Source organism: Pseudoflavonifractor sp. MCC625 (assembly GCF_018784545.1).
Lineage (GTDB): Bacteria > Bacillota > Clostridia > Oscillospirales > Oscillospiraceae > Pseudoflavonifractor_A > Pseudoflavonifractor_A gallinarum.
Genome location: NZ_WQOJ01000030.1, coordinates 604,204 through 622,723, shown reverse-complemented (window position 1 = coordinate 622,723; position 18,520 = coordinate 604,204). Strand labels below are relative to the sequence as shown.

The window sequence follows — 18,520 nt, the reverse complement described above, 5'->3', positions numbered from 1 at the left end:
ACATTCCGTGGTCTTCTCTGAGAAAACGGACGGTCTACGAGGACAGTTCCGCAGATTAAGCAAACCCCTTTATGGAAAGGAGTGTTTTTCTATGGACACTATGTTTGAAAATTTAGATTTTCGGTTTGATAAGGAAAATAACGACGAACGACCTTTTATAATTGCTTGTAAAGATCGAGAAATCATAGATGGGGAACGTTGGGTGTTGGCATCTTTATCGACCGATGAAGCAAAAAGATTACTCAAGTATCTTGAAGAACACATTGCAAAATAAAGAAGATTGAGCCGTTGTCAGCGGCTCTTTCTTTTTTATATTTTCCGGCACGCGGGTAACAGGATCAGATGCTAAATTGGTATCTGGAAAATTGCCCGGGGTAAAAATCTGAAAAATCATTTTGGAGGTATGACATGGAACTCATCATTGGCATTGTTGTCGGCATTATCATCGGGCTTGTAGTCGGAACGCTTATATTTCGGCGAAGGTACATTCCCATCGGCAATCTTCGGATCGACCGTTCTGACCCGACGAGCGAACCATTTCTGTTTCTCGAATTAGGCACAGATATCCAGCACTTCCAGTGCAAGCGCATGAGTAGCCTGTTTAAGGATGTCGCCGAGGACGGTACGGTCACTTACTCGGATGTCAACCGTGTTCAGCTCATCAACAAAGAAAGCCCTGATATTCCGTTCAGAAACGGCTTCGGTACTCGCCTTATCGACAAGATGTATCCGATCACGCTTCCGTACTTCCCGGCGGACAAGAAGTTCAAGATCATCGTCGAAGAGTTTCTGACCGATGAGAAAAATGGCGACTTCGATACCGTCGGCTATCTCCAGCTTATTCTTCCCAATGGCGAGGTCGTTAATCTGAATGGATATTTCAAAGATGGTCCGGACGGCATGGTTCGCATCGAGCATGCTGAGTACGAGGAGCGGAAAGCCAACAGGATCGACAAAAAGTAACCACTGATATTTGAAAGGAGAAACCTAATGAAAAAAGATACCAAACTCATTCTCATTGTTCTCGCTGGCATTTTGGCGATTGTCCTTCTTTGCGTTTTTGCTGTGCAGGGCACTCAGAACAATGCCTTTACCTTGGAAGAACAGGTCAATACTGCACAGTCTGATATTCGCGTTCAGGAAAAACGGCGAGTTGACTTAGTCTACAACCTCGCCGACTGTGTCATGCAATATGATAAGCACGAGGCCGAAACTCTGACTGCCATTGTAGAGGGACGCGGAAGTTCTGGAGATATTGAAAATGTTGCAACAGCTATCACTGCTGTATCCGAGGCCTATCCAGAGCTCAAGGCAAACGAAAACTATAAGGAACTTATGAATGAGCTCTCCATCACCGAGAACCTGATTGCAGAATACCGCAGTAATTTCAACAAGCAGGTCAAGGAATACAATCGCTATGTACGGCAATTTCCTGCTCGTCTCTTTCTCAATATTCTCGGTTATGAAACGCAAAGCTATGCCTACCTCGACTACAATGCTCCCGTTGATGCTCCGCAGAACCTATTCGGAGATTGACTATGCGTAATTTTGAAATTACAAAAAGAGAAGTTCTGGCCAGTATCTCGATTATTGCCGTCATGATACTGGTCGGGATTCTTATTTCGGCCAAAATAACGGAACGTCAAATGGATAGAAATGAGGTCTATAACAAGGCGGTCAAAATTGATAGTCAAGAGATGTTTTCCTATGGCATGAGAACAAATGTTGGGAACGCATTCGTCTACGGGACACTTCAAGCAGTTGACCCTGTTTCTTATCCAGAGATTGACGGCTCCTATATGTATGTCGAGAAAATCGAAAAGCGCTATACGATGCATACTCGCACAGTTGCACATACGGATGCAAACGGAAACACCACATATACCATCGAAACCTATTGGAGTTGGGATTATGCTGGAGAAGAGTCAAAAGCAGCATCGACTGTTTCTTTCTGTGAAGCTACTTTTCCAATTTCCAAATTTGAACTACCCGGAACGAGATACATTGACACCATATACGAATCCGGTCACGTTCGGTATGAATATTATGGTATCGGCATCACACATACAGGAACCATCTTTACAACCCTTTCTGACAACACTATCTCTGATAACAGCCCATTCTATGAAGGTTTAACCATTGATGAGACTGTTGAAAGACTGGAGAAAGGCGTTAGCACTGTTGTGTTCTGGATATTTTGAATTATAGGAACCGGCGTAATAGTTTTCAAATTCTATGAACGAGAAAACGAATGGCTCGAATGAGAATCTATTTAGAAAGGAGAAAAAAATATGGCAGGTATTGGTACAATTGTCAGTATTAGACGCAGCGACGAATATGGAGGTAAATACGCCGGAAAACTCGGCATAGTTAAGAAACTTGCAGATAATCGAGTCGGGGTTGAGTTCTCTGACCTTAAAAACCCTGCGAGCGGCTATGGACTCTTCTGGTTCAAGAAAGAAAATGTAAAACCTTCGTTCTTTGATACACCGAAACATAACGATGCAATCATGCCCGCGGCTCTTGCTAAGGCTTTCCTCAACTTCACTTTCGGAGCCCCCAGGGCATCACTCGGCGTAAAGCAGGTCATTTTCAGTGGTCCTAAAACGATCGTGTTATGGCTCGACGGAACAAAGACTATCGTTTCTTGCGGCGAGGGTGATGACAATGATCCCTATGCCGGGTTCTGTGCTGCCGTTACGAAGCGAGTCTTTGGCTCCACTTCTCAGGCAAAGAAGGTCTTGGCAAGAACGAGAAAGGAGACTTCCAAATGAGCACCATTTATATCGGCGAACGGCAAAGCGGCAAAACAACTATGCTCATTGAAATGTCTGAAAAGACCGGTGCCACCATCGTTGTGGCTACCTATCCGATGGCCAATTACATTCAGTTGCTCGCTGCTCAGATGGGTAAGAAAATTCCTATTCCCATCACGGTGACGAACTATATCCGTCTTCTCGCAAGCGGCGGCCTTGGTAAGAGCGAGAAGTATCTCGTAGACGAGCTTCAGATGATGCTCTCTGCTATGAATGTCGAAGCTGCTACGGTTGACTGCGACTGCATTGAGGTTCTTCGCGGCCAACAGAAAGAAGGTTTGTAATGACCCGGCTTAAAATGGTTGAGTTCCAAACACGCCTTTGTGAAGTCAAAGGTGAACTCGGATATTTTCATCTTTGGGAGCAGTGGAGTAATGTTGTTGGCACCAGTCTGCTTCGTGGTAGACACCCTGTTGGACAGGTCTATGGCATTGTTGAATTCAAAGATGGTGTTCGCCGTGTTGACCCTGTTTCTATCAAGTTCTGCGATGAGGAGAACGCCAATCTCTGTGCACTTGTAAAGCACAACGAGGCGTTAAGGAAAGGAGAAGCAAATGCTGAAGATTGAAAACACCGAGGTTATGGGCTGGGAGCACGCCATTCGTGGTATGCGAAACCCTAAAAACTCTTGGGAAAAGAGTGATAGCCATTGGGATTATGGAAAACAGAGGGTCGAATGCATCACGGTTAGTCACTTTGATGACGCTGAGTTTAGCATTGGTCCTAATGATCAAAAGCTGATGATGACTCTTCGCAACGCTGGCACCGATCACCGTAAGTTCATGCGAATGATTACCGTCTATCTCGACATCACTGCCCCGCTTTACTGGTGGAAAGAGTTTGACACTTATAAGGTCGGTACAGTCGCCAATTCCTGCTCTACGATGCACAAAATCGCAGCAAAGGAATTTACACTGGATGATTTCAGTCACGAGCATCTGGTTGATGACCTCGATGTCCGTATTGAAATCGGAGGAACCGATCACAGAGATACGGGGCCCATGGAAGTCCTTGGCATGACGATTGATGTGCTAAATCACTATCGCGAAAAATATCTTGTAGCTACGAAGACTGAGGAATACACCGGCCTCCCCGCCAAGGATATTTGGTGGCAGATGATCCAGCTTCTCCCAAGTTCCTACAATCAGAAACGGACGGTCATGCTGAACTATGAGGTTCTGGCCAATATCTACAAATCCCGTCGGCATCACAAGCTCGATGAATGGCATACACTTTGCGACCGGATTGAAAGTCTGCCTTATTCTGCGTTGATTACCGGCACTGCCGTTTGACACCACTCCGGCTGTTATGATACAATCATAAAAAAGAAATCATGCGCAAAAAGTACATCGCCTATTATGGAAGGAGGTTGTTAGGCTATGGCTGAACGCAACGATTCTCACCTTCTGGATGGTGGTGATTCTGTGGGTATGACAGATAACCAGTACAAGGGTATGCTGCTTGACCAGTTAGAAGACTGGCAGGAAATCCTTGACCTGGCAATCGCGGCCGAGAACACCGAGATTCAGAAAAAGGCTGAGAAGCAAATCGCGAAGATCAACGAAAAGCTGAAATTCTAATCTCTACCCAGAGGGAAGGGCTTGTGGAAACACAGGCTCTTCTCTTTTTATATTTTTCAGGAGTGTGAATACTATGACACCTAATGAGTACCAGAAAGAAGCACTTCGGACCGCATCCGGAATGTCTAAGGAATACCCTCGTATTCTCAACGGCCTGATGGGTCTGAACGGCGAAGCCGGAGAATGCATTGATATTCTCAAAAAGCATCTTTACCAGGGCCACGCTTTCGATAGCGAACACATGGCAAAAGAACTTGGCGATGTCGCATGGTATCTGGCCATCAGCGCAGAAGCTATCGGCTATGACCTGGAGACGATCTTCCAGATGAACATTGATAAGCTCCGCGCCCGCTATCCCGATGGCTTTGATGCCGACCATAGTCTGCATCGCAGAGCAAATGATATTTGAAAGGAGCTTGTGAAAATGGATGAGAAAAAAATCCACTCAATCATTGATGAAGCAATGGCAGCTCGTGACCGATCTGTGTCCATTTATATTTCGCCTGATGGCGGTGTTTCTGTTTCGGTCTGCCCGTGGCCGGATGAGGAGACACTCCGCAACATGAGAGCCAGCGGTCTGATTTCTCACAATGACTACCGGACACGACTTGGCCTGTCGCCTATGAAAGACTAAGGAGGATCGCAATGAACGAAAAAGTTCTAAGACATAAGGAAATCTGCGATGGGCTGAACGAGCTCTACGCACGCAAAAACCACGACTATGGGGACAGCTTCCATACCACTTTCGTCGAGGAAGGTCTTGCTATGGCCCGTATCCGTCTTGGAGATAAGTTCTCCCGCTTCAAGACCCTGTCCCGCCTTTCCTGTAATGACCGCGACCAGCAGCAAGTTACGGATGAGTCCATTCGTGATACGCTGCTCGATCTCGCAAACTATGCCATCATGACTGTGTTGGAGATGGATGCACCAGATGAGAGTCATGCGACTCTGTACGCTTATGACAAGCCTATCTATACTGTTGAGGAGGATAAGTAAGATGAAAGCTAAGAGAGCGCTTTGTATGCTTGCGGCGATCCTCCTCGTTGTCGCCATGATGCTGATGTTCCTGACTGGTTGTAACAGACAAGTCATCGACACGACATTCAGCTATGACAATGCTATCCTGGCGCTTCCCGATGGTTCAGTCATCAGCGGGAAAATCGAGAGCTGGAAAGACTATGATGACGGCGATCAGATTCAGGTAAAAATTGACGGAACTACATATCTGGTTCATTCCGTCAACATCGTACTGATAAAGGAGTAATGATTATGTGGAAGCGCGAACTGATCCGCAACAAGATTTATGCGGTATTGATGGTGCTGGCATCTTTGCCGGTTGTTATTTTGGAGAGGGATGGTACGGTCCTTCTCCTTTCTCTTTTCTTCGGAGTTCCGATGTTCTTCGCAAAAGAAAACTGGATCATGGGAGGACCCATTCATGAAAGTAAAGAAAGCCGGAAAAAGAGTGTTCGGAGCCGTAATGTCTGCTGCCGAGAAAAAGGCTATGGACATGGAGATACAGCGACAGCTCGCAGAGTACGATCGAAAGCATATCCGAGAGATCGACGCTCTGGTTCTGTGGGAGCTGCGTGAACAGCTCGGCTTCGGCAATAAGAGGCTTAAAAAATTCTATGACAACTTCTCCCGCGGCATCGAGGCTTTGATCCGTCGTTATGAGATGGAACAGGGCGATGATGTCTGGCTCTGTACCTACAAGCTGAAAGAGATCGGCTGTGATCTTGAAAAATGGGAGAAAGAAAGAGGTGACCAATGAGCGACCGAAAAAACTCGGAGGGCTACTCAGATCCGACAGCCTACCAGGCCATGATGAACCTTGAAATCGAGGAGCTTCGCTTTAAGAAGTTGCTCAGGTCTATCAAGGATGTGTGTGACTTGGCGGACTTCGAGATCGAAGGTCGTGTCGTTCTAATCGACAAACGGTCCGGACGAGTATGGAGGTAGCCTCTCCAAACCGTGTGAATTTGCCCCGGTTCTGTCTAATCTAAGATAGGATTCGGGGCTCTTTCATGCGCAAAAATTGTGGCCACTTTTATTTTGAAAAACGGGCTTCTGCCCACTTTCTTTCAGAAACTTGATATATTCGGGCGAGTTGAGAGACTTGTAGAGACGGTTCTGGCCAAAAAAAGTGGGTTTTTGCCCGGTTTTATTTGAAAAGTGGGCAGGCTGAAACCGTTGGTACACAAGGCTTTGCGGGCTTTCTGCCCACTTTCCCACTTTTTTCTTTAATTAGTGTGAAGAAAAAATGTAAAAAATATATATAAGTGACGAGAAAAAGTGGGTTTTTGGCCAAAGCCTGATTTTCCTCAAAAAACTCTGACTTCCTTTTCGTGCGCGAGTGTGATATACTAAGCTTGCGACACAATTAAATCTTCTTATCCGCTTCACTATGGGAGAATTACTTGGCAACAAGTGTTTCTCTCTTAACTCGTTATACCCATAGTGGTGGTAAGAGGATTGTGTCGCAGCAATGAGAGATGCGCTTTTGCAGGGTGCGTCTCTTCGTTGGGGCGCACCTTTTTTATTTGCACTCTTACGAGGGGAGGACGGAGCGTGGCACGGCCTTACACTGAACAGCAAGTTCTCAAGAAACTGGATATTCCAGATTTCAGACATTTGACAAAAGAAAAAGTCATTGCTTTTGCGACAATGGTTCCGAAGATGAACCCCGAAGTTGCAAAGAAAGCTCTTGAGCAATTTCCGAACTTCGCTTCGACTTCACTTGATGTTTTGAAAGAGTACCGCAGCGTCATCCAGGAAGCGATGGAAGACGATCGAGAGAGTATGCGCAGTTGTTACGATATGTATAACCGCGTGATGGATTCTCTTGAAAAAATGCTGGACAACGACGACCTGACATTTGAGCAGAAGACTTATATTCTCAATCAGATGCAGGAAGTTGCCGCAGCGGTAGCGGATAAGGACTCTGAAAAATCGAGGAACCGTTTGAAGCTCATTTGGGTTATCGGCGGCGTAGCTGCTGCCATTGTCGCGGCTTTGGCTTCGAGTCTTGGAGGTAACATCGCACTGAAAGAAAGCAACAACATTGATGATGACAACATAACGGATTTATGAGAAAGGACGGACAGCATGAGTAAAGGTAACGGAAAGCGTAGCACTGGCGGACTGATCCTTGATGTGATACTTACTTTCTGCACAGGAGGTCTGTGGCTGATTTGGATACTCATTCGGTATCTGCGAAATAATAGCTGACCCTCTGGATATGTTTGACCGAGACGCTTGAAAAGGTGTCTCGGCTTTTTTATGCCCTTTTTGGCTTCCGCAGAAAAAACAGGGTCTTTTATGGAGAAGAGAGAGATGTGTTACACATTTCCCTCTCTCCATTTTATTTTTTGTCGAAAGGAGGTCATTTCGTGGCCAGAAGTTCCAGACTTGAGAGCGGATTTCAAGACCGTTTAATCGAGTCATTGAAAGCGTTGTTCCCTGGATGCATGGTTTTCAAGATGGACCAAATTCAGGGACTTCCCGATCTGTTGATTCTTTATGGCGAGAAGTGGGCCTCCCTCGAATGCAAGAGGTCTGCGACAGCTAAGAAGCGCCCAAATCAGGACTACTATGTCGAGAAGATGAACGATATGTCATTCTCTCGCTTTGTGTGTCCAGAAAATAAAGAGGAGGTATTGAATGAACTTCAACAGGCATTCCAACCTTGAAGGTCAGCACGCCTTCCTTGGTGCAAGTAAGTATCACTGGATCAATTACACCGACGATAAAATCGCGGACTCCTATGTGAGATTTCTGGCAACACAGAAAGGAACTGTTCTTCACGCATTCGCCGCTCAGTGTATTCTTTTGGGGCAGAAACTTCCTAAGTCTCAGAAGACTCTGAACATGTATGTGAATGACGCTATCGGTTATAAGATGACGCCGGAACAGATCCTCTACTATTCCCCGAACTGTTTCGGAACGACCGATGCGATTTGTTTCCGAAATAATTTTCTTCGCATCCATGATTTGAAGACCGGAGAAATTGATGCTCATATTGAACAGTTGGAGGTCTATGCCGCTCTGTTCTGTTTGGAGTATCATATTCGTCCAGCCGACATTGAAATGGAGTTGCGTATCTACCAGCACGACCAAATTCTGTACCATAAGCCGACTGTTGAGGATATTCTGCCGATCATGGACAGGATCATCACAGCCGATAAGGTCATCAACAAAATTAGAGAAGAGGAGGGTTAAGCTATGGACCTCGTAGAGGAAGATATTCTGATGCACTATGGCGTCAAACGGCGCTCTGGGCGCTATCCATGGGGTTCCGGTGATAACCCTTACCAACATGGCGGCGACTTTCTTGCTCGCGTTGAAGAGCTTCAGCGGCTCGGCAAAACTGAAAAACAGATTTCCGATGAACTTCATCTTTCGACGACTGACTTGCGGATGCAGGTTCGCGTAGCAAAGCATGAACGCCGTGCTCTTCAGGCAGACCGTGCCCGTTCTTTGCGGGAAGACGGTAAGACGCTGGATGAGATCGCCTCAATCCTCGGTTATGCGAATGACTCTTCTGTTCGCGCACTGCTGAATGAGAATACGGCAGCCAATAAGAATAAGGCGCAAGCCACGGCAGAGATTCTGAAGAAAGAGCTTGCGGAAAAAGGAGCCATTGATGTAGGCACCGGCGTTGAGCGGCAGCTTGGCGTTTCTACCGGTGTTCTTCAAGAGGCTCTTTTCATTTTGGAAACCGAGGGCTATAACCGCTATGGCGTCGGCGTTCCCCAGGTAAACGACCCGAAGAAACGCACGATCACCCCCGTTATTTCCGTTCCTGAGATTGACCAGAGAGAGGTTTATCAAAACCTTGATTTGGTGAAGTCTGTTGGCGACTACCATTCTACTGATGGTGGCGAGTCTTGGGACAAGCGTGAGTATCCGGCGAGCATTGATTCCAGCCGTGTGAAGATCCTTTATGGCGATGAGGGTGGCGCACTGAAAGACGGTGTCATTGAGATCCGTCGCGGCGTTGCTGACCTTGATTTGGGAGACTCTCACTATGCTCAGGTTCGTATCCTTGTGGATGGTACTCATTACCTCAAAGGAATGGCGATGTATTCTGACGATATGCCCGATGGCGCAGACATTGTCTTTAACACCAACAAGCATACCGGAACACCTAAGATGGATGTTCTGAAGAAAATTCAGGATGATCCCGACAACCCTTTTGGGGCCTTGATTAAGGCTAATGGCCAGAGTCACTATATCGACGCCGACGGAAATGAGAAGCTTTCTGCGATCAACAAGCTGAAAGAAGAGGGCGACTGGGACAAGATGAGTAAAAATCTTTCTTCCCAGTTCCTTTCCAAGCAGCCCATCCAGCTTATCAAGAAGCAGTTGGATTTGACTTACGCTGATGCTGCTGACGAGTTCTCGGAGATCTGTTCGTTGAACAATCCTATTGTACCTTATCATTCATTCAGGTGTATCAGTTTTTAATATGCCATAGACAAAGAATACCACCCGCTGAAATCTGTGGATATTCAGCGGGTGGTATTGCTTATTTCAGCGATCTTGATCGGGGTACTTGCCATAGGCATTTTTCCAGTGCTCCGCCGCTGTCATGAAGGCCGAGTGGCCGTGGATGCGGATGTACTCCAGCGCCTGCTTGTACTTGCCGTATTTGTAGCCAGGATGGTTGAGAAAGGACTGAATGATCTCACAGCGGTCATATTCCTCGCAATCTGCGCAGGTAATGTGGCCTTTAGTCAGGCAGCATTTCTTCATCCTGCACTTGGCCCGGTTCAGTTCCCGAGAGCCGTCCAGATATCCCTGTTTGCAGCCCTTGCAGGTTTTCTGATATTCCCGGCAGGTGCCACAGTAGGCGCCGCAGCAGCCGATTTCCTCTGTGCCCTTCATCGGGAGGAACTCCCTTCAGAGCCATAGATCTTCAGAAAATCTCTAATGCTTTCTTCGACCGCACGAAGGGACTGCTCATCGCCGAATTTGATATTGATGCATCGCTTTCCCTTTTTGCAGTTAGGAAGGCTCTCTGATAAATGATTCAGAAACTCTTCATCGGAAAAATGGATGGAGAAATGGTTTTTCGCTGCGGAGACCGCCACATATCCCTCATTCATCTTTTTCCCCACCAGCCACATGGGCATAGAGAAGGAGATCTTGTTTGTCAGCTGGGGATATTCCGCATTCATAAATTCAATGAATGCGCAGATATGTCTCTGCTGCTTTTCATTTAACGATGCCACATACTCGGAAACAGAAGCTACACCCATGTTACACCTCCACGGTCCATAAACGCAAACAAAATCAAGCGATAAACGCAGAAAAACCGCCATTTCGGACGGTTTTTCTGACAAAGTTGTCTTTTGTTGCCGAAAAAGATACAGCCCGGAAAGCCTTGCGGCTCAATGGATTCAGGGTTTTGCACAACTTGTATTTTTGTTTTTCTGCGCTTTTTTCAAGCCATTTCCGAACCCCCATATTGACATACTGACAAAGCCATGTGCAAACAGGATACGAAAAAAGGGCCATGCGTCAGCACAGCCCTCTTTCTTACTTCAGTCTTATGATCTGCTCATATAGCATAGCATACTTTTTCTCGATCACCATGTTGCTGTGGTAGTGGCCGAAGAACCAATACCGGAAGGTACATCTCTGACACACTTCATCGAAGAACTCGGTCAGTGCATCTTTCTTGAACATTCCTCCGCTGAACACATCCTGTATGCTGGAGGGGCAGCAGTGGCTGATGATGTAATCCACATTCCAGTGGACACGCTCCAGATTTGCTCTGGCTTCCAGATATTCCGCTTCGCTGGGCAGTTCCTCGGCCCACCAGGAACGATGGTTCACACGAAACAGCGCACCGCGTTGTTCGAGTTGCTGAAACTTTTCCTCGAAGTCTGGATCGTCCGGCTCCAGAATGCCATCCTGGATATCATGGGAGGATGCGCCGCCCATGGTAAAAAACTTCCTGCCGTTGAGCTCATATACCTGGCCCCGCATGAGATGCAGGACGGAGGGACGTATCCTCTGGATCTGTCCGCCATGCCACTCCTCTTTGGGATAACCTTTGTAGGCGTCATAGTTTTCATGGTTCCCGAGCACGAAGGCCGTGGTGTAGGGCAGACTATCCAGCCAGTCCAGTCCTGCATCATCCCGTGGATCACCGTACCAGATTCCACCAAAGTCTCCACAGACCAGAACCAAATCCTCCTTGGACATGTGTTCCTGCTCATAGAAGATGTCGGGCCGGAACCGGCAGAAATCTCCATGTGTATCTCCTGTTATAAAAATTTCCATAAGTAAATCGCTCCTTGTCTCTATTTTAGCATACGGACTGTTCAATCTCCAAATCGCTGTATCGGAACTTGACCCGGATTGTTTCCGCATCGACTACAGTGACCCGTTCAATCATCTTGCGAACGACCTCGTCATCATAGTGAGGAAAGCCATTGAGATGTTCCTCCAGATAAGTTGCGTATGACAGTAAAAGAATGGGTCGCTTTCTGACAAAAAACTATGACGCACCGAGTGTGAGGCATACGACCTGCGAAGCGCATCGCTATGTATTGAAAAATCATATTCTGCCTTGGATAGGGGATTGTCCGCTGGAATCCCTGACGACGCAAAAGATAGAGGAGTTTCTGGAAGAGCATCAACTGCATGGAAACAAACGGAATGGGAAACCACTATCCCAGCAGACTATGCGGCATATTCAAAATCTACTCTCAAAGGTGCTAAGCCAGGCAGTAAACCGTGGCTTGATTGAAAGAAATCCAGTACAAGGAATCTGTCGCTCGGCTCCAAAGCAAGTAAAGGCTACGATTCTAGCTGACAATGAAATCCGCGACTACTTATCCGCTGCAAAAGATTTTCATAAGCTGACCGAGCGTGTTCTGATGGAGGACCTGTATGACAGAACGCCCCATATTTTAGACCATGCAATCACGATACTGCTGGGGTGAGACAGGAAGCGTTTCGGAAATACCGACCTTCTTTCTGGCGGGAGCCGGAGGTCCTGATGAGGGAACCTCCGGCTCCCACCGTTTCTGTATTTGTACCTTAGCTGCTGGCAGAGGGCGGCCGGTTTAGAAAAACGGCACCCCGTCGGACCAACCGGTGAGGCTGGACCAACGGGGTGCCGTTGTGTGTTGTTGTTTTTGTCCAATCATGCCATCGTGCAAAGTGCCGGGGGAAGGGCAGCGAAGCGCTGCCCGCTGGGTTACTCCGCCTTGCGCTTGCGGATTTCTTCGATCATGGCAGGCAGAACCTTCATCACGTCGCCTACGATGCCCACATCGGCCACATCAAAGATGGGGGCGTCCTCGTCCTTGTTGATGGCCACCACATAGCCGGAACCGGTCATGCCGGACACGTGCTGGGTGGCGCCGGACACGCCGCAGGCGATGTACAGGGCGGGGGAGACAATCTTGCCGGACTGGCCTACCTGGTGGGCACGGGACACCCAGCCCTCCTCGATGGCAGGACGGGTGGCGCCCACCACGCCGCCCAGCAGCTGGGCCAGCTCCTCCACCAGGGCGAAGTTCTCCTGGCTGCCCATACCACGGCCGCCGGTGACGATGACCTTGGCCTCCTCCAGGTTCACGGACTCGGAGATCTCCTTCACCGCTTCCACTACCTTGGTCTTGATGGCGTCGGCGGGCACCTCCACCGCCTCAGCGGTGACAGGGGCGGCTTCGCCGGCCTCAGGCTTGGAGAAGGCGCCGGAGCGGACGGTGGCCACTACAGGCAGGGTGTCTACCACCACGTCGTTGAGCACCGTGCCACCGTAGAGGGGAACGGTCCATACGGGGGTGCCGTTGTCGATCTTCAGCGCGGTGGCGTCCTGCACACTGCCCAGGCCCTTCCGGGCGTCCAGCCGGGCGGTGAGCTCCCGGCCCAGGGGGGTGTTGCCGGCCAGCACCGCGGCGGGCGCATACTTGTTGACCATGGCCTCCAGCGCGCAGACCATGGCGTCGCTGCAGCCGTCGCTGAAGGCAGCACCCTCTACCGAGAGTACGCCGTCACACAGCGGAGCAGCCTTTTCTGCGGCGGCGGCATTGTCCGTGCCCACTGCCAAAGCCAGCACCTTACCGCCGGTGAGACCGGCCAGGGTGCGGGCGGGAGTCAGAGCCTCCAGGCTCACATTTACCACTTTGCCTTCCTTTTGCTCCAGGAAGACCAGAATATCTTTGCAATTGCCCCAATCCATGTCTGTCTCTCCTTTACAGCAGCTTGGCGGCGGCCATCATGTCAACAGCCTTGATGGCGGATTCCGCAGCAGTTTCCTCGTTGATTTTCACACCGGCCTGGCGCTTGGCGGGCTCAAAGACCTTGACCACGTGGGCGGTGGGCTTGCCGGGCTCCACAGAGTCCAGATCGGCGGCGGAGAGCACGGGGATGGCCATCTTCCGGGCGGCCATCTTGCTCTTGATGGTGGGGTAACGGGGGTCATAGGCGGGCTTGTTCACCGTGACCACGCAGGGGAGCGCGGACTCTACCTTGCGGTAGCCCTCCTCAGTCTCCTGCTTGGCGCAGATGCCGGCGTCCGTCTGCTCGATGTCCACCAGGTCCACGATCACGCCGGTGCCCAGGGCCTCAGCCAGCTGGGGCCCCAGCTGGCCGCTGGCCCGGTCGGTGGCCTCGCGGCCGCAGAAAATCAGGTCAAAGGGCTTGCCGGCGTCCGCCTCCAGCTTCCGGATGGCGGCGGCCAGGATCTTGCTGCGGCCCAGGGTGTCCGCGTCCTCAAAAGTGGGGTCGCTGATGACATAGCCCTGGTTGGCGCCCACGGCCAGGCAGGTCTTCACCGCGTCCCGGGCTTTCTCCGGGCCCACGGTGATGGCGGTGATGCTGCCACCCACGGCTTCTTTGAGGCGGGTGGCCATCTCCAGCGCATAGGTATCAAAGGCGTTGACCACGGGGGTGACGCCGTCCAGATTCACTTCCTCGGTGCCGGGCTTCAGGTGGATTTCCACCGAGTCATCGGGCACCTGCTTCAGGCAGACCAGAATCTCCATATCACTCGAGCTCCTTCAATTAGAATTTTCCAATGGTGTTGTTGGCAACCACAATGCGCTGCACCTCGTTGGTGCCCTCAAAGATCTGGAAGATCTTAGCGTCGCGGAGCAGCTTTTCCACCGGGTACTCCCGGCTGTAACCGTAACCGCCGAACATCTGGATGGCCTCGGAGGCCACCTCCATGGCGATATCGGAAGCATAGCACTTAGCGATGGCGGACTCCTTGGAGCAGGGCAGGCCCTGATCCATCAGAGTCAGGGCGTGGGCCACCATCTGACGGGCGGTCTCAATCTTGATGGCCATGTCGGCCACCTTGAACTGGAGGGCCTGGTTCTTCAGAATGGGCTTGCCGAACTGGACACGCTCCTTGCCGTAGGCAATGGCCTCTTCCATGGCCCGCTGGGCGATGCCGGTGGCGATGCAGCCCATCCAGGCACGGGCCTGGTCCAGAGTCTTCATGGCGATGGTGAAGCCCTGCCCCTCAGCGCCCAGCAGATTGGAGGCAGGAATACGGCAGTCGTCCAGCACCACGTCGCAGGTGTTGGAGGTGCGGATACCCATCTTGTCCTCCTCGTGGCCGGTGGAGAGACCGGGGGTGCCGGCCTCGATGAAGAACATGGACATGCCCTTCACGCCGGCGGACTTGTCGGTCATGGCGGTAACGCAGTAGAAGGAGGCCACGCCGCCGTTGGTAATGAAGCACTTGCGGCCGTTGAGGATGTAGCTGTCCCCGTCCTTCACAGCGGTGGTCTTGCCGGCGCTGGCGTCAGAGCCAGCCCCGGGCTCGGTGAGGCAGAAGGCGCCGAAGCCGCCGTCCATGATCAGCTGGCAGGCGCGCTTCTTCTGGGCCTCGTTGCCGGCGATGAGCACCGGCTTCATGCCCAGGCCGCTGGCGGAGATGGTGGTGGCAAAGCCGGCGTCGGCCTTGGCCATCTCCTCAAACAGGGCGGCCACATCCACCCGGCTCAGACCGGGGCCGCCGTACTCCTCGGGGACCTCCAGGGTCTGCAGCTGCATCTCGATGGCCTGGTCGTAGATCTCCTTGGGCCACTCGCCGCTGCGGTCAAACTCCTTGCAGGGCTCCTTGACCTCGTTTTCACAAAAATCCTTCACATCGCCCAGCAGATCCTGGGCAGCCTCTGAAATCAAATAGGACATGAGTTTTTCCTCCGCTCGATTTTCTGTCTTTTCCAGTATGTTTACAGGGTGTAGCAGACCTTGCCGGGATTCAGGATCATGTTGGGGTCAAAGGTGTGCTTGATGCCCTCCATCAGGCGCATGTTCACCGGGCCCACCATCTCGGCCAGATACTCCATCTTGCCCCGGCCGATGCCGTGCTCGCCGGAGATGAGACCGCCCAGCTCAGTGGCCTTGCCGTAGGCCCGCTTCATGAAGGCGGCCACCTGGCGCTTGAACTCCTCCGGGTCCATATCGTTGGAGCAGTTGTAGATGTGCAGGTTGCCGTCGCCGGCGTGGCCGAAGCTCTTGACCTCGAAGTCGTAGTCTTTGGCGATCTCGTTGATGAAGTTCACATAGTGGGCGATCTCGTTGACGGGCACCACCACGTCGCTCTCGTCCAGCAGCTTGGTGTTGGCCTCAATGGCCTCCAGGAAGGTGGAACGGGCGGCCCAGGCGTCCTTCTTCAGCTGGGGAGTGTCGGCTACCAGGATGTCCAGAGCGCCGGCCTCCAGCAGGACCTCGGAGGCCTGCTCGATCATCTCGTCCAGCTGCTCCTCGCTGTCCCCGTCGAAGGTGATGAGCAGGTAGGCGTTCACGTCGCTGCCCTCAAAGGTCTGAGGGAAGGTGCTCTTGCCCAGGTAGGACTCGCTGAGGCGGACGATCTCCCGCTCCATGAACTCCAGGGCCTGGGGGTGGAGGTTGGCCTTCATCATCTTGGGCACGGTGGCGATGCAGTCCTCCAGGTTCTCATAGAGGGCCACCAGGCTGATGACAGCCTTGGGGGCGGGGATCAGCTTCAGGGTCAGCTCGGTGATGATGCCCAGAGTGCCCTCAGAGCCGATCATCAGGTTGAGCAGGGAGTAGCCGGAGCTGGTCTTGGACACGCTGGCGCCCATGTTTACGATCTCGCCGGTGGGCAGTACCACGGTCATGGCCCGCACGTAGTCCCGGGTGGTGCCGTACTTGACCGCCCGCATGCCGCCGGCGTTGGTGGACACGTTGCCGCCCAGGGTGGCGAACTTCTCACCGGGATCGGGGGGATAGAGGAAGCCCTTCTTGGCTGCGTCCTCGGCCAGGTCGTTGAGGAGCACGCCGGCCTGGACCCGGACCACCATGTTATCGGTGTCATAGGAGAGAATCTTGTTCATCTTGGTGATGGACAGCACCACACCGCCGCAGACGGGGACAGCGCCGCCGGTCAGACCGGTGCCGGCGCCGCGGGGAGTGACGGGGACGTGATGCTCGTTGCACAGCTTCATCACTGCGGCCACCTCTTCGGTGGAGACAGCCTCCACCACCACCTCGGGCATGGCCTTGCCGTAGATGGGCATCTCGTCGTGGGAGAAGTCGTCGTTGATGTCCCCGTCCACGCTGACCCGGCCGGGCACCGCAGCCTGCAGCGCCTGGATCAGTTCGGGGGTCACTTTTTCATACTGACTCATAGCGGATTCCTCTTTTCTTTCCTTCTCATTAAGTAATTTATTTCTTTACAATCACCGACACGCCGTCGGGGATTACCGTGATGGGGCTGTCCGCCCGGCCCAGCAGCCGGTCGGCCAGGTCGATGGCCGCCGAAAGATCGGGGGCCCAGTGCATGTGCATGGCCTCCACCATCTCCCGGGGGGCCTGGGTGACCATGATCACCGGGTGCTTTAAGAGAATACGGCAGAGAATCTGAGCTTCCCACTGGTCGGGAATGGTGCGGTCGCTGGGGGTGGCCAGGAAGGAGGCCATGATTTTTTCCTCGTCGGGTTCCTGAGCGAAGGTGTCGTAGAACGACTGGCCGCCGTGTCCGTCGCTGCAGGCGGAGACCATAATGATCACGCCCCCGGGGGCGCAGGTGGCCTCGGCAGCGGTCATTCCCTTCACCGATTGGTAGATGTTCTGGTCCAGGGGATAGCCGCCGTTGGTGGAGATGACAATGGGGGCGGGGACAGCTGAGACACCGGAGAGCTGCTCTACAAAAGCGCAGCCAGCCCGGTGGGCCTCATTGAAGTGGCCGGCGAAAGCGGCAATCACTTCTTTTTTCTCGTCAATGACTACATTGCAGATGAAAGCCAGCTTGGCCTGCTGGGCGGCGTAGATCATATCCCGGTGAATGGGGTTGCCGTCCAGGATGCCGGTGCGGGCAAAGGGGCTGTCAATGAAAGTGGAGCAGTGATTGGCCAGTACGGTGGTCCGGCTGGCGACTCCGGGGAGCACACTCTTGCGCCCGCCGGAGAAACCGGCAAAGAAGTGGGGCTCAATGAAGCCCTCAGCCACCAGCAGGTCCGCCTGGGCGGCCAGCTTGTTGATGAGCAGCTTGCCTCCGGAGGGCAGGGTGCCCAGAGATACCATGTCCTCATCCTTGCCGCTGAGATGGACGGCAAAGTGCAGGCCGGACCGGAGGAAAAGCTCCTGGCCGTATTTGTCCAGCATCTCTTCCCGGGTGGTGGGGCGGTGGAAGCCGGTGGCCACCAGCACGGTGATCTCTGCAGAAGGGGAACCGGCCCGGATCTCATCTACCAACTGGGGCAAAATAACCTTGCTGGGGACCGGGCGGGTGTGATCGCTGCTGATAATGACAACCTGATGCTTGCCTTTGGCCAATTCCCGGAGCGGGGGCGTGCCGATGGGGTTCTCCAGAGCCTGCCTCACCAGCTGAGCCTGGTCGGCCTGAGGCCGATAGCTCTGTGCGCCGGAGCGGAGGACCGCCGCCAGGCGCTGGTCCGGGATCTGAGCCTCAACCCGGTCCCGTCCGTAAGGAAGGGAAATCGTCTGCATAGATGATAACCTCTTGTTTCAGTGGTTGACCTATTTCTTAAATTGGTTCTACCATATAAAATAAAAAACGCGCAACAATACAAGGAATTTTTAGAACATTTATATATTATTCCTGATACTTCTAGATGTCAAGGCGATAATTGGACAATATTACGAAAAAGTTTGCAATTA

28 protein-coding genes are annotated in these 18,520 nt (G+C 51.9%); 20 read left to right on the top strand and 8 right to left on the bottom strand.

Annotated elements, in window-relative coordinates; all coding sequences use genetic code 11:
• The first annotated feature begins 91 nt into the window (after positions 1-91).
• From GPK94_RS10490 to GPK94_RS10400, 19 genes are all read left to right on the top strand, one after another.
• A complete protein-coding gene (locus tag GPK94_RS10490) occupies positions 92-274 on the top strand; it encodes a hypothetical protein (protein WP_215655736.1) in 183 nt (60 codons plus the stop codon).
• 134 nt (positions 275-408) lie between these two features.
• Positions 409-963 (top strand): hypothetical protein, encoded by a 555-nt coding sequence (locus tag GPK94_RS10485; RefSeq protein ID WP_215655735.1) that lies wholly within the window; start codon positions 409-411, stop codon positions 961-963.
• 27 nt (positions 964-990) lie between these two features.
• Positions 991-1,536 carry a LemA family protein gene (locus GPK94_RS10480; RefSeq protein ID WP_215655734.1) on the top strand — a complete coding sequence of 182 codons (546 nt, stop codon included), beginning with the start codon at positions 991-993 and terminating at the stop codon, positions 1,534-1,536.
• Positions 1,537-1,538: 2 nt separating this feature from the next.
• Complete coding sequence (locus GPK94_RS10475; RefSeq protein ID WP_346728016.1) at positions 1,539-2,201, top strand: hypothetical protein; 663 nt, start codon at positions 1,539-1,541, stop codon at positions 2,199-2,201.
• Positions 2,202-2,291: 90 nt separating this feature from the next.
• Positions 2,292-2,774, top strand: coding sequence for a hypothetical protein (locus tag GPK94_RS10470; RefSeq protein ID WP_215655733.1), 483 nt, complete (start codon positions 2,292-2,294; stop codon positions 2,772-2,774).
• On the top strand, positions 2,771-3,100 hold the full coding sequence (locus GPK94_RS10465; protein WP_215655732.1) for a hypothetical protein: 330 nt from the start codon (positions 2,771-2,773) through the stop codon (positions 3,098-3,100). The genes GPK94_RS10470 and GPK94_RS10465 overlap by 4 nt, the downstream gene beginning before the upstream one ends.
• On the top strand, positions 3,100-3,384 hold the full coding sequence (locus GPK94_RS10460) for a hypothetical protein (protein ID WP_215655731.1): 285 nt from the start codon (positions 3,100-3,102) through the stop codon (positions 3,382-3,384). Before GPK94_RS10465 ends, GPK94_RS10460 begins: the two co-directional genes overlap by 1 nt.
• A complete protein-coding gene (locus tag GPK94_RS10455) occupies positions 3,371-4,108 on the top strand; it encodes a hypothetical protein (RefSeq protein WP_215655730.1) in 738 nt (245 codons plus the stop codon). The genes GPK94_RS10460 and GPK94_RS10455 overlap by 14 nt, the downstream gene beginning before the upstream one ends.
• Positions 4,109-4,195: 87 nt before the next feature.
• A complete protein-coding gene (locus GPK94_RS10450; RefSeq protein ID WP_215655729.1) occupies positions 4,196-4,396 on the top strand; it encodes a hypothetical protein in 201 nt (66 codons plus the stop codon).
• 73 nt (positions 4,397-4,469) lie between these two features.
• Positions 4,470-4,805: a nucleoside triphosphate pyrophosphohydrolase family protein gene (locus tag GPK94_RS10445; RefSeq protein WP_215655728.1), complete on the top strand. Its 336-nt coding sequence runs from the start codon at positions 4,470-4,472 to the stop codon at positions 4,803-4,805.
• Positions 4,806-4,820: 15 nt separating this feature from the next.
• Positions 4,821-5,030 carry a hypothetical protein gene (locus GPK94_RS10440; protein ID WP_215655727.1) on the top strand — a complete coding sequence of 70 codons (210 nt, stop codon included), beginning with the start codon at positions 4,821-4,823 and terminating at the stop codon, positions 5,028-5,030.
• 11 nt (positions 5,031-5,041) lie between these two features.
• On the top strand, positions 5,042-5,392 hold the full coding sequence (locus GPK94_RS10435; RefSeq protein WP_215655726.1) for a nucleotide modification associated domain-containing protein: 351 nt from the start codon (positions 5,042-5,044) through the stop codon (positions 5,390-5,392).
• A 1-nt stretch (position 5,393) separates the two neighbouring features.
• The gene (locus GPK94_RS10430) at positions 5,394-5,660 is read left to right on the top strand and encodes a hypothetical protein (protein ID WP_136890839.1); all 267 of its coding nucleotides are present in this window, start codon (positions 5,394-5,396) and stop codon (positions 5,658-5,660) included.
• Positions 5,661-5,834: 174 nt separating this feature from the next.
• Positions 5,835-6,170: a hypothetical protein gene (locus GPK94_RS10425; protein ID WP_136890840.1), complete on the top strand. Its 336-nt coding sequence runs from the start codon at positions 5,835-5,837 to the stop codon at positions 6,168-6,170.
• Positions 6,167-6,358, top strand: a complete 192-nt coding sequence (locus GPK94_RS10420) for a hypothetical protein (protein WP_215655725.1) — start codon at positions 6,167-6,169, stop codon at positions 6,356-6,358. Before GPK94_RS10425 ends, GPK94_RS10420 begins: the two co-directional genes overlap by 4 nt.
• 609 nt (positions 6,359-6,967) lie before the next feature.
• Positions 6,968-7,489: a hypothetical protein gene (locus GPK94_RS10415; protein ID WP_215655724.1), complete on the top strand. Its 522-nt coding sequence runs from the start codon at positions 6,968-6,970 to the stop codon at positions 7,487-7,489.
• A gap of 299 nt (positions 7,490-7,788) precedes the next feature.
• On the top strand, positions 7,789-8,088 hold the full coding sequence (locus GPK94_RS10410) for a hypothetical protein (protein WP_136890844.1): 300 nt from the start codon (positions 7,789-7,791) through the stop codon (positions 8,086-8,088).
• The gene (locus tag GPK94_RS10405; protein ID WP_136890845.1) at positions 8,060-8,617 is read left to right on the top strand and encodes a DUF2800 domain-containing protein; all 558 of its coding nucleotides are present in this window, start codon (positions 8,060-8,062) and stop codon (positions 8,615-8,617) included. The genes GPK94_RS10410 and GPK94_RS10405 overlap by 29 nt, the downstream gene beginning before the upstream one ends.
• Before the next feature lie 3 nt (positions 8,618-8,620).
• Positions 8,621-9,865: a hypothetical protein gene (locus GPK94_RS10400; RefSeq protein ID WP_215655723.1), complete on the top strand. Its 1,245-nt coding sequence runs from the start codon at positions 8,621-8,623 to the stop codon at positions 9,863-9,865.
• A gap of 66 nt (positions 9,866-9,931) precedes the next feature.
• Here the strand turns inward: GPK94_RS10400 and GPK94_RS10395 are convergent, their stop codons facing one another.
• From GPK94_RS10395 to GPK94_RS10385, 3 genes are all read right to left on the bottom strand, one after another.
• Positions 9,932-10,285, bottom strand: coding sequence for a DUF3795 domain-containing protein (locus GPK94_RS10395; protein WP_215655722.1), 354 nt, complete (start codon positions 10,283-10,285; stop codon positions 9,932-9,934).
• Complete coding sequence (locus GPK94_RS10390) at positions 10,282-10,659, bottom strand: DUF1801 domain-containing protein (RefSeq protein ID WP_215655721.1); 378 nt, start codon at positions 10,657-10,659, stop codon at positions 10,282-10,284. Before GPK94_RS10390 ends, GPK94_RS10395 begins: the two co-directional genes overlap by 4 nt.
• Positions 10,660-10,939: 280 nt before the next feature.
• Positions 10,940-11,689: a metallophosphoesterase gene (locus GPK94_RS10385; protein WP_087287359.1), complete on the bottom strand. Its 750-nt coding sequence runs from the start codon at positions 11,687-11,689 to the stop codon at positions 10,940-10,942.
• Between the two features lie 194 nt (positions 11,690-11,883).
• Here GPK94_RS10385 and GPK94_RS10380 point away from each other — a divergent pair, with 194 nt between their 5' ends.
• A complete protein-coding gene (locus GPK94_RS10380) occupies positions 11,884-12,354 on the top strand; it encodes a phage integrase SAM-like domain-containing protein (RefSeq protein WP_087287362.1) in 471 nt (156 codons plus the stop codon).
• A gap of 257 nt (positions 12,355-12,611) precedes the next feature.
• On the opposite strand, the gene GPK94_RS10375 is transcribed toward GPK94_RS10380, so the two are convergent.
• Genes GPK94_RS10375 through larA form a run of 5 tightly spaced genes read right to left on the bottom strand, consistent with a single transcriptional unit; the run spans position 12,612 to position 18,349 of the window.
• Positions 12,612-13,601 (bottom strand): electron transfer flavoprotein subunit alpha/FixB family protein, encoded by a 990-nt coding sequence (locus GPK94_RS10375; RefSeq protein WP_087287365.1) that lies wholly within the window; start codon positions 13,599-13,601, stop codon positions 12,612-12,614.
• 13 nt (positions 13,602-13,614) lie between these two features.
• Positions 13,615-14,406 (bottom strand): electron transfer flavoprotein subunit beta/FixA family protein, encoded by a 792-nt coding sequence (locus tag GPK94_RS10370; protein WP_087287368.1) that lies wholly within the window; start codon positions 14,404-14,406, stop codon positions 13,615-13,617.
• 19 nt (positions 14,407-14,425) lie between these two features.
• On the bottom strand, positions 14,426-15,565 hold the full coding sequence (locus GPK94_RS10365; RefSeq protein WP_193539270.1) for an acyl-CoA dehydrogenase family protein: 1,140 nt from the start codon (positions 15,563-15,565) through the stop codon (positions 14,426-14,428).
• A gap of 41 nt (positions 15,566-15,606) precedes the next feature.
• Positions 15,607-17,028 carry an FAD-binding oxidoreductase gene (locus GPK94_RS10360; RefSeq protein WP_193539268.1) on the bottom strand — a complete coding sequence of 474 codons (1,422 nt, stop codon included), beginning with the start codon at positions 17,026-17,028 and terminating at the stop codon, positions 15,607-15,609.
• A 37-nt stretch (positions 17,029-17,065) separates the two neighbouring features.
• Entirely contained in the window at positions 17,066-18,349 is a 1,284-nt protein-coding gene (gene larA, locus GPK94_RS10355) for a nickel-dependent lactate racemase (RefSeq protein ID WP_215655720.1), read from the bottom strand.
• Between the last annotated feature and the right edge of the window lie 171 nt (positions 18,350-18,520).

Coding starts and splice junctions, on each gene's coding strand:
- GPK94_RS10490 (WP_215655736.1), top strand. CDS start 92: ATGGACACTATGTTTGAAAATTTAGATTTTCGGTTTGATAAGGAAAAT.
- GPK94_RS10485 (WP_215655735.1), top strand. CDS start 409: ATGGAACTCATCATTGGCATTGTTGTCGGCATTATCATCGGGCTTGTA.
- GPK94_RS10480 (WP_215655734.1), top strand. CDS start 991: ATGAAAAAAGATACCAAACTCATTCTCATTGTTCTCGCTGGCATTTTG.
- GPK94_RS10475 (WP_346728016.1), top strand. CDS start 1,539: ATGCGTAATTTTGAAATTACAAAAAGAGAAGTTCTGGCCAGTATCTCG.
- GPK94_RS10470 (WP_215655733.1), top strand. CDS start 2,292: ATGGCAGGTATTGGTACAATTGTCAGTATTAGACGCAGCGACGAATAT.
- GPK94_RS10465 (WP_215655732.1), top strand. CDS start 2,771: ATGAGCACCATTTATATCGGCGAACGGCAAAGCGGCAAAACAACTATG.
- GPK94_RS10460 (WP_215655731.1), top strand. CDS start 3,100: ATGACCCGGCTTAAAATGGTTGAGTTCCAAACACGCCTTTGTGAAGTC.
- GPK94_RS10455 (WP_215655730.1), top strand. CDS start 3,371: ATGCTGAAGATTGAAAACACCGAGGTTATGGGCTGGGAGCACGCCATT.
- GPK94_RS10450 (WP_215655729.1), top strand. CDS start 4,196: ATGGCTGAACGCAACGATTCTCACCTTCTGGATGGTGGTGATTCTGTG.
- GPK94_RS10445 (WP_215655728.1), top strand. CDS start 4,470: ATGACACCTAATGAGTACCAGAAAGAAGCACTTCGGACCGCATCCGGA.
- GPK94_RS10440 (WP_215655727.1), top strand. CDS start 4,821: ATGGATGAGAAAAAAATCCACTCAATCATTGATGAAGCAATGGCAGCT.
- GPK94_RS10435 (WP_215655726.1), top strand. CDS start 5,042: ATGAACGAAAAAGTTCTAAGACATAAGGAAATCTGCGATGGGCTGAAC.
- GPK94_RS10430 (WP_136890839.1), top strand. CDS start 5,394: ATGAAAGCTAAGAGAGCGCTTTGTATGCTTGCGGCGATCCTCCTCGTT.
- GPK94_RS10425 (WP_136890840.1), top strand. CDS start 5,835: ATGAAAGTAAAGAAAGCCGGAAAAAGAGTGTTCGGAGCCGTAATGTCT.
- GPK94_RS10420 (WP_215655725.1), top strand. CDS start 6,167: ATGAGCGACCGAAAAAACTCGGAGGGCTACTCAGATCCGACAGCCTAC.
- GPK94_RS10405 (WP_136890845.1), top strand. CDS start 8,060: ATGAACTTCAACAGGCATTCCAACCTTGAAGGTCAGCACGCCTTCCTT.
- GPK94_RS10400 (WP_215655723.1), top strand. CDS start 8,621: ATGGACCTCGTAGAGGAAGATATTCTGATGCACTATGGCGTCAAACGG.
- GPK94_RS10395 (WP_215655722.1), bottom strand. CDS start 10,285: ATGAAGGGCACAGAGGAAATCGGCTGCTGCGGCGCCTACTGTGGCACC.
- GPK94_RS10390 (WP_215655721.1), bottom strand. CDS start 10,659: ATGGGTGTAGCTTCTGTTTCCGAGTATGTGGCATCGTTAAATGAAAAG.
- GPK94_RS10385 (WP_087287359.1), bottom strand. CDS start 11,689: ATGGAAATTTTTATAACAGGAGATACACATGGAGATTTCTGCCGGTTC.
- GPK94_RS10380 (WP_087287362.1), top strand. CDS start 11,884: ATGGGTCGCTTTCTGACAAAAAACTATGACGCACCGAGTGTGAGGCAT.
- GPK94_RS10375 (WP_087287365.1), bottom strand. CDS start 13,601: ATGGATTGGGGCAATTGCAAAGATATTCTGGTCTTCCTGGAGCAAAAG.
- GPK94_RS10370 (WP_087287368.1), bottom strand. CDS start 14,406: ATGGAGATTCTGGTCTGCCTGAAGCAGGTGCCCGATGACTCGGTGGAA.
- GPK94_RS10365 (WP_193539270.1), bottom strand. CDS start 15,565: ATGTCCTATTTGATTTCAGAGGCTGCCCAGGATCTGCTGGGCGATGTG.
- GPK94_RS10360 (WP_193539268.1), bottom strand. CDS start 17,028: ATGAGTCAGTATGAAAAAGTGACCCCCGAACTGATCCAGGCGCTGCAG.
- larA (WP_215655720.1), bottom strand. CDS start 18,349: ATGCAGACGATTTCCCTTCCTTACGGACGGGACCGGGTTGAGGCTCAG.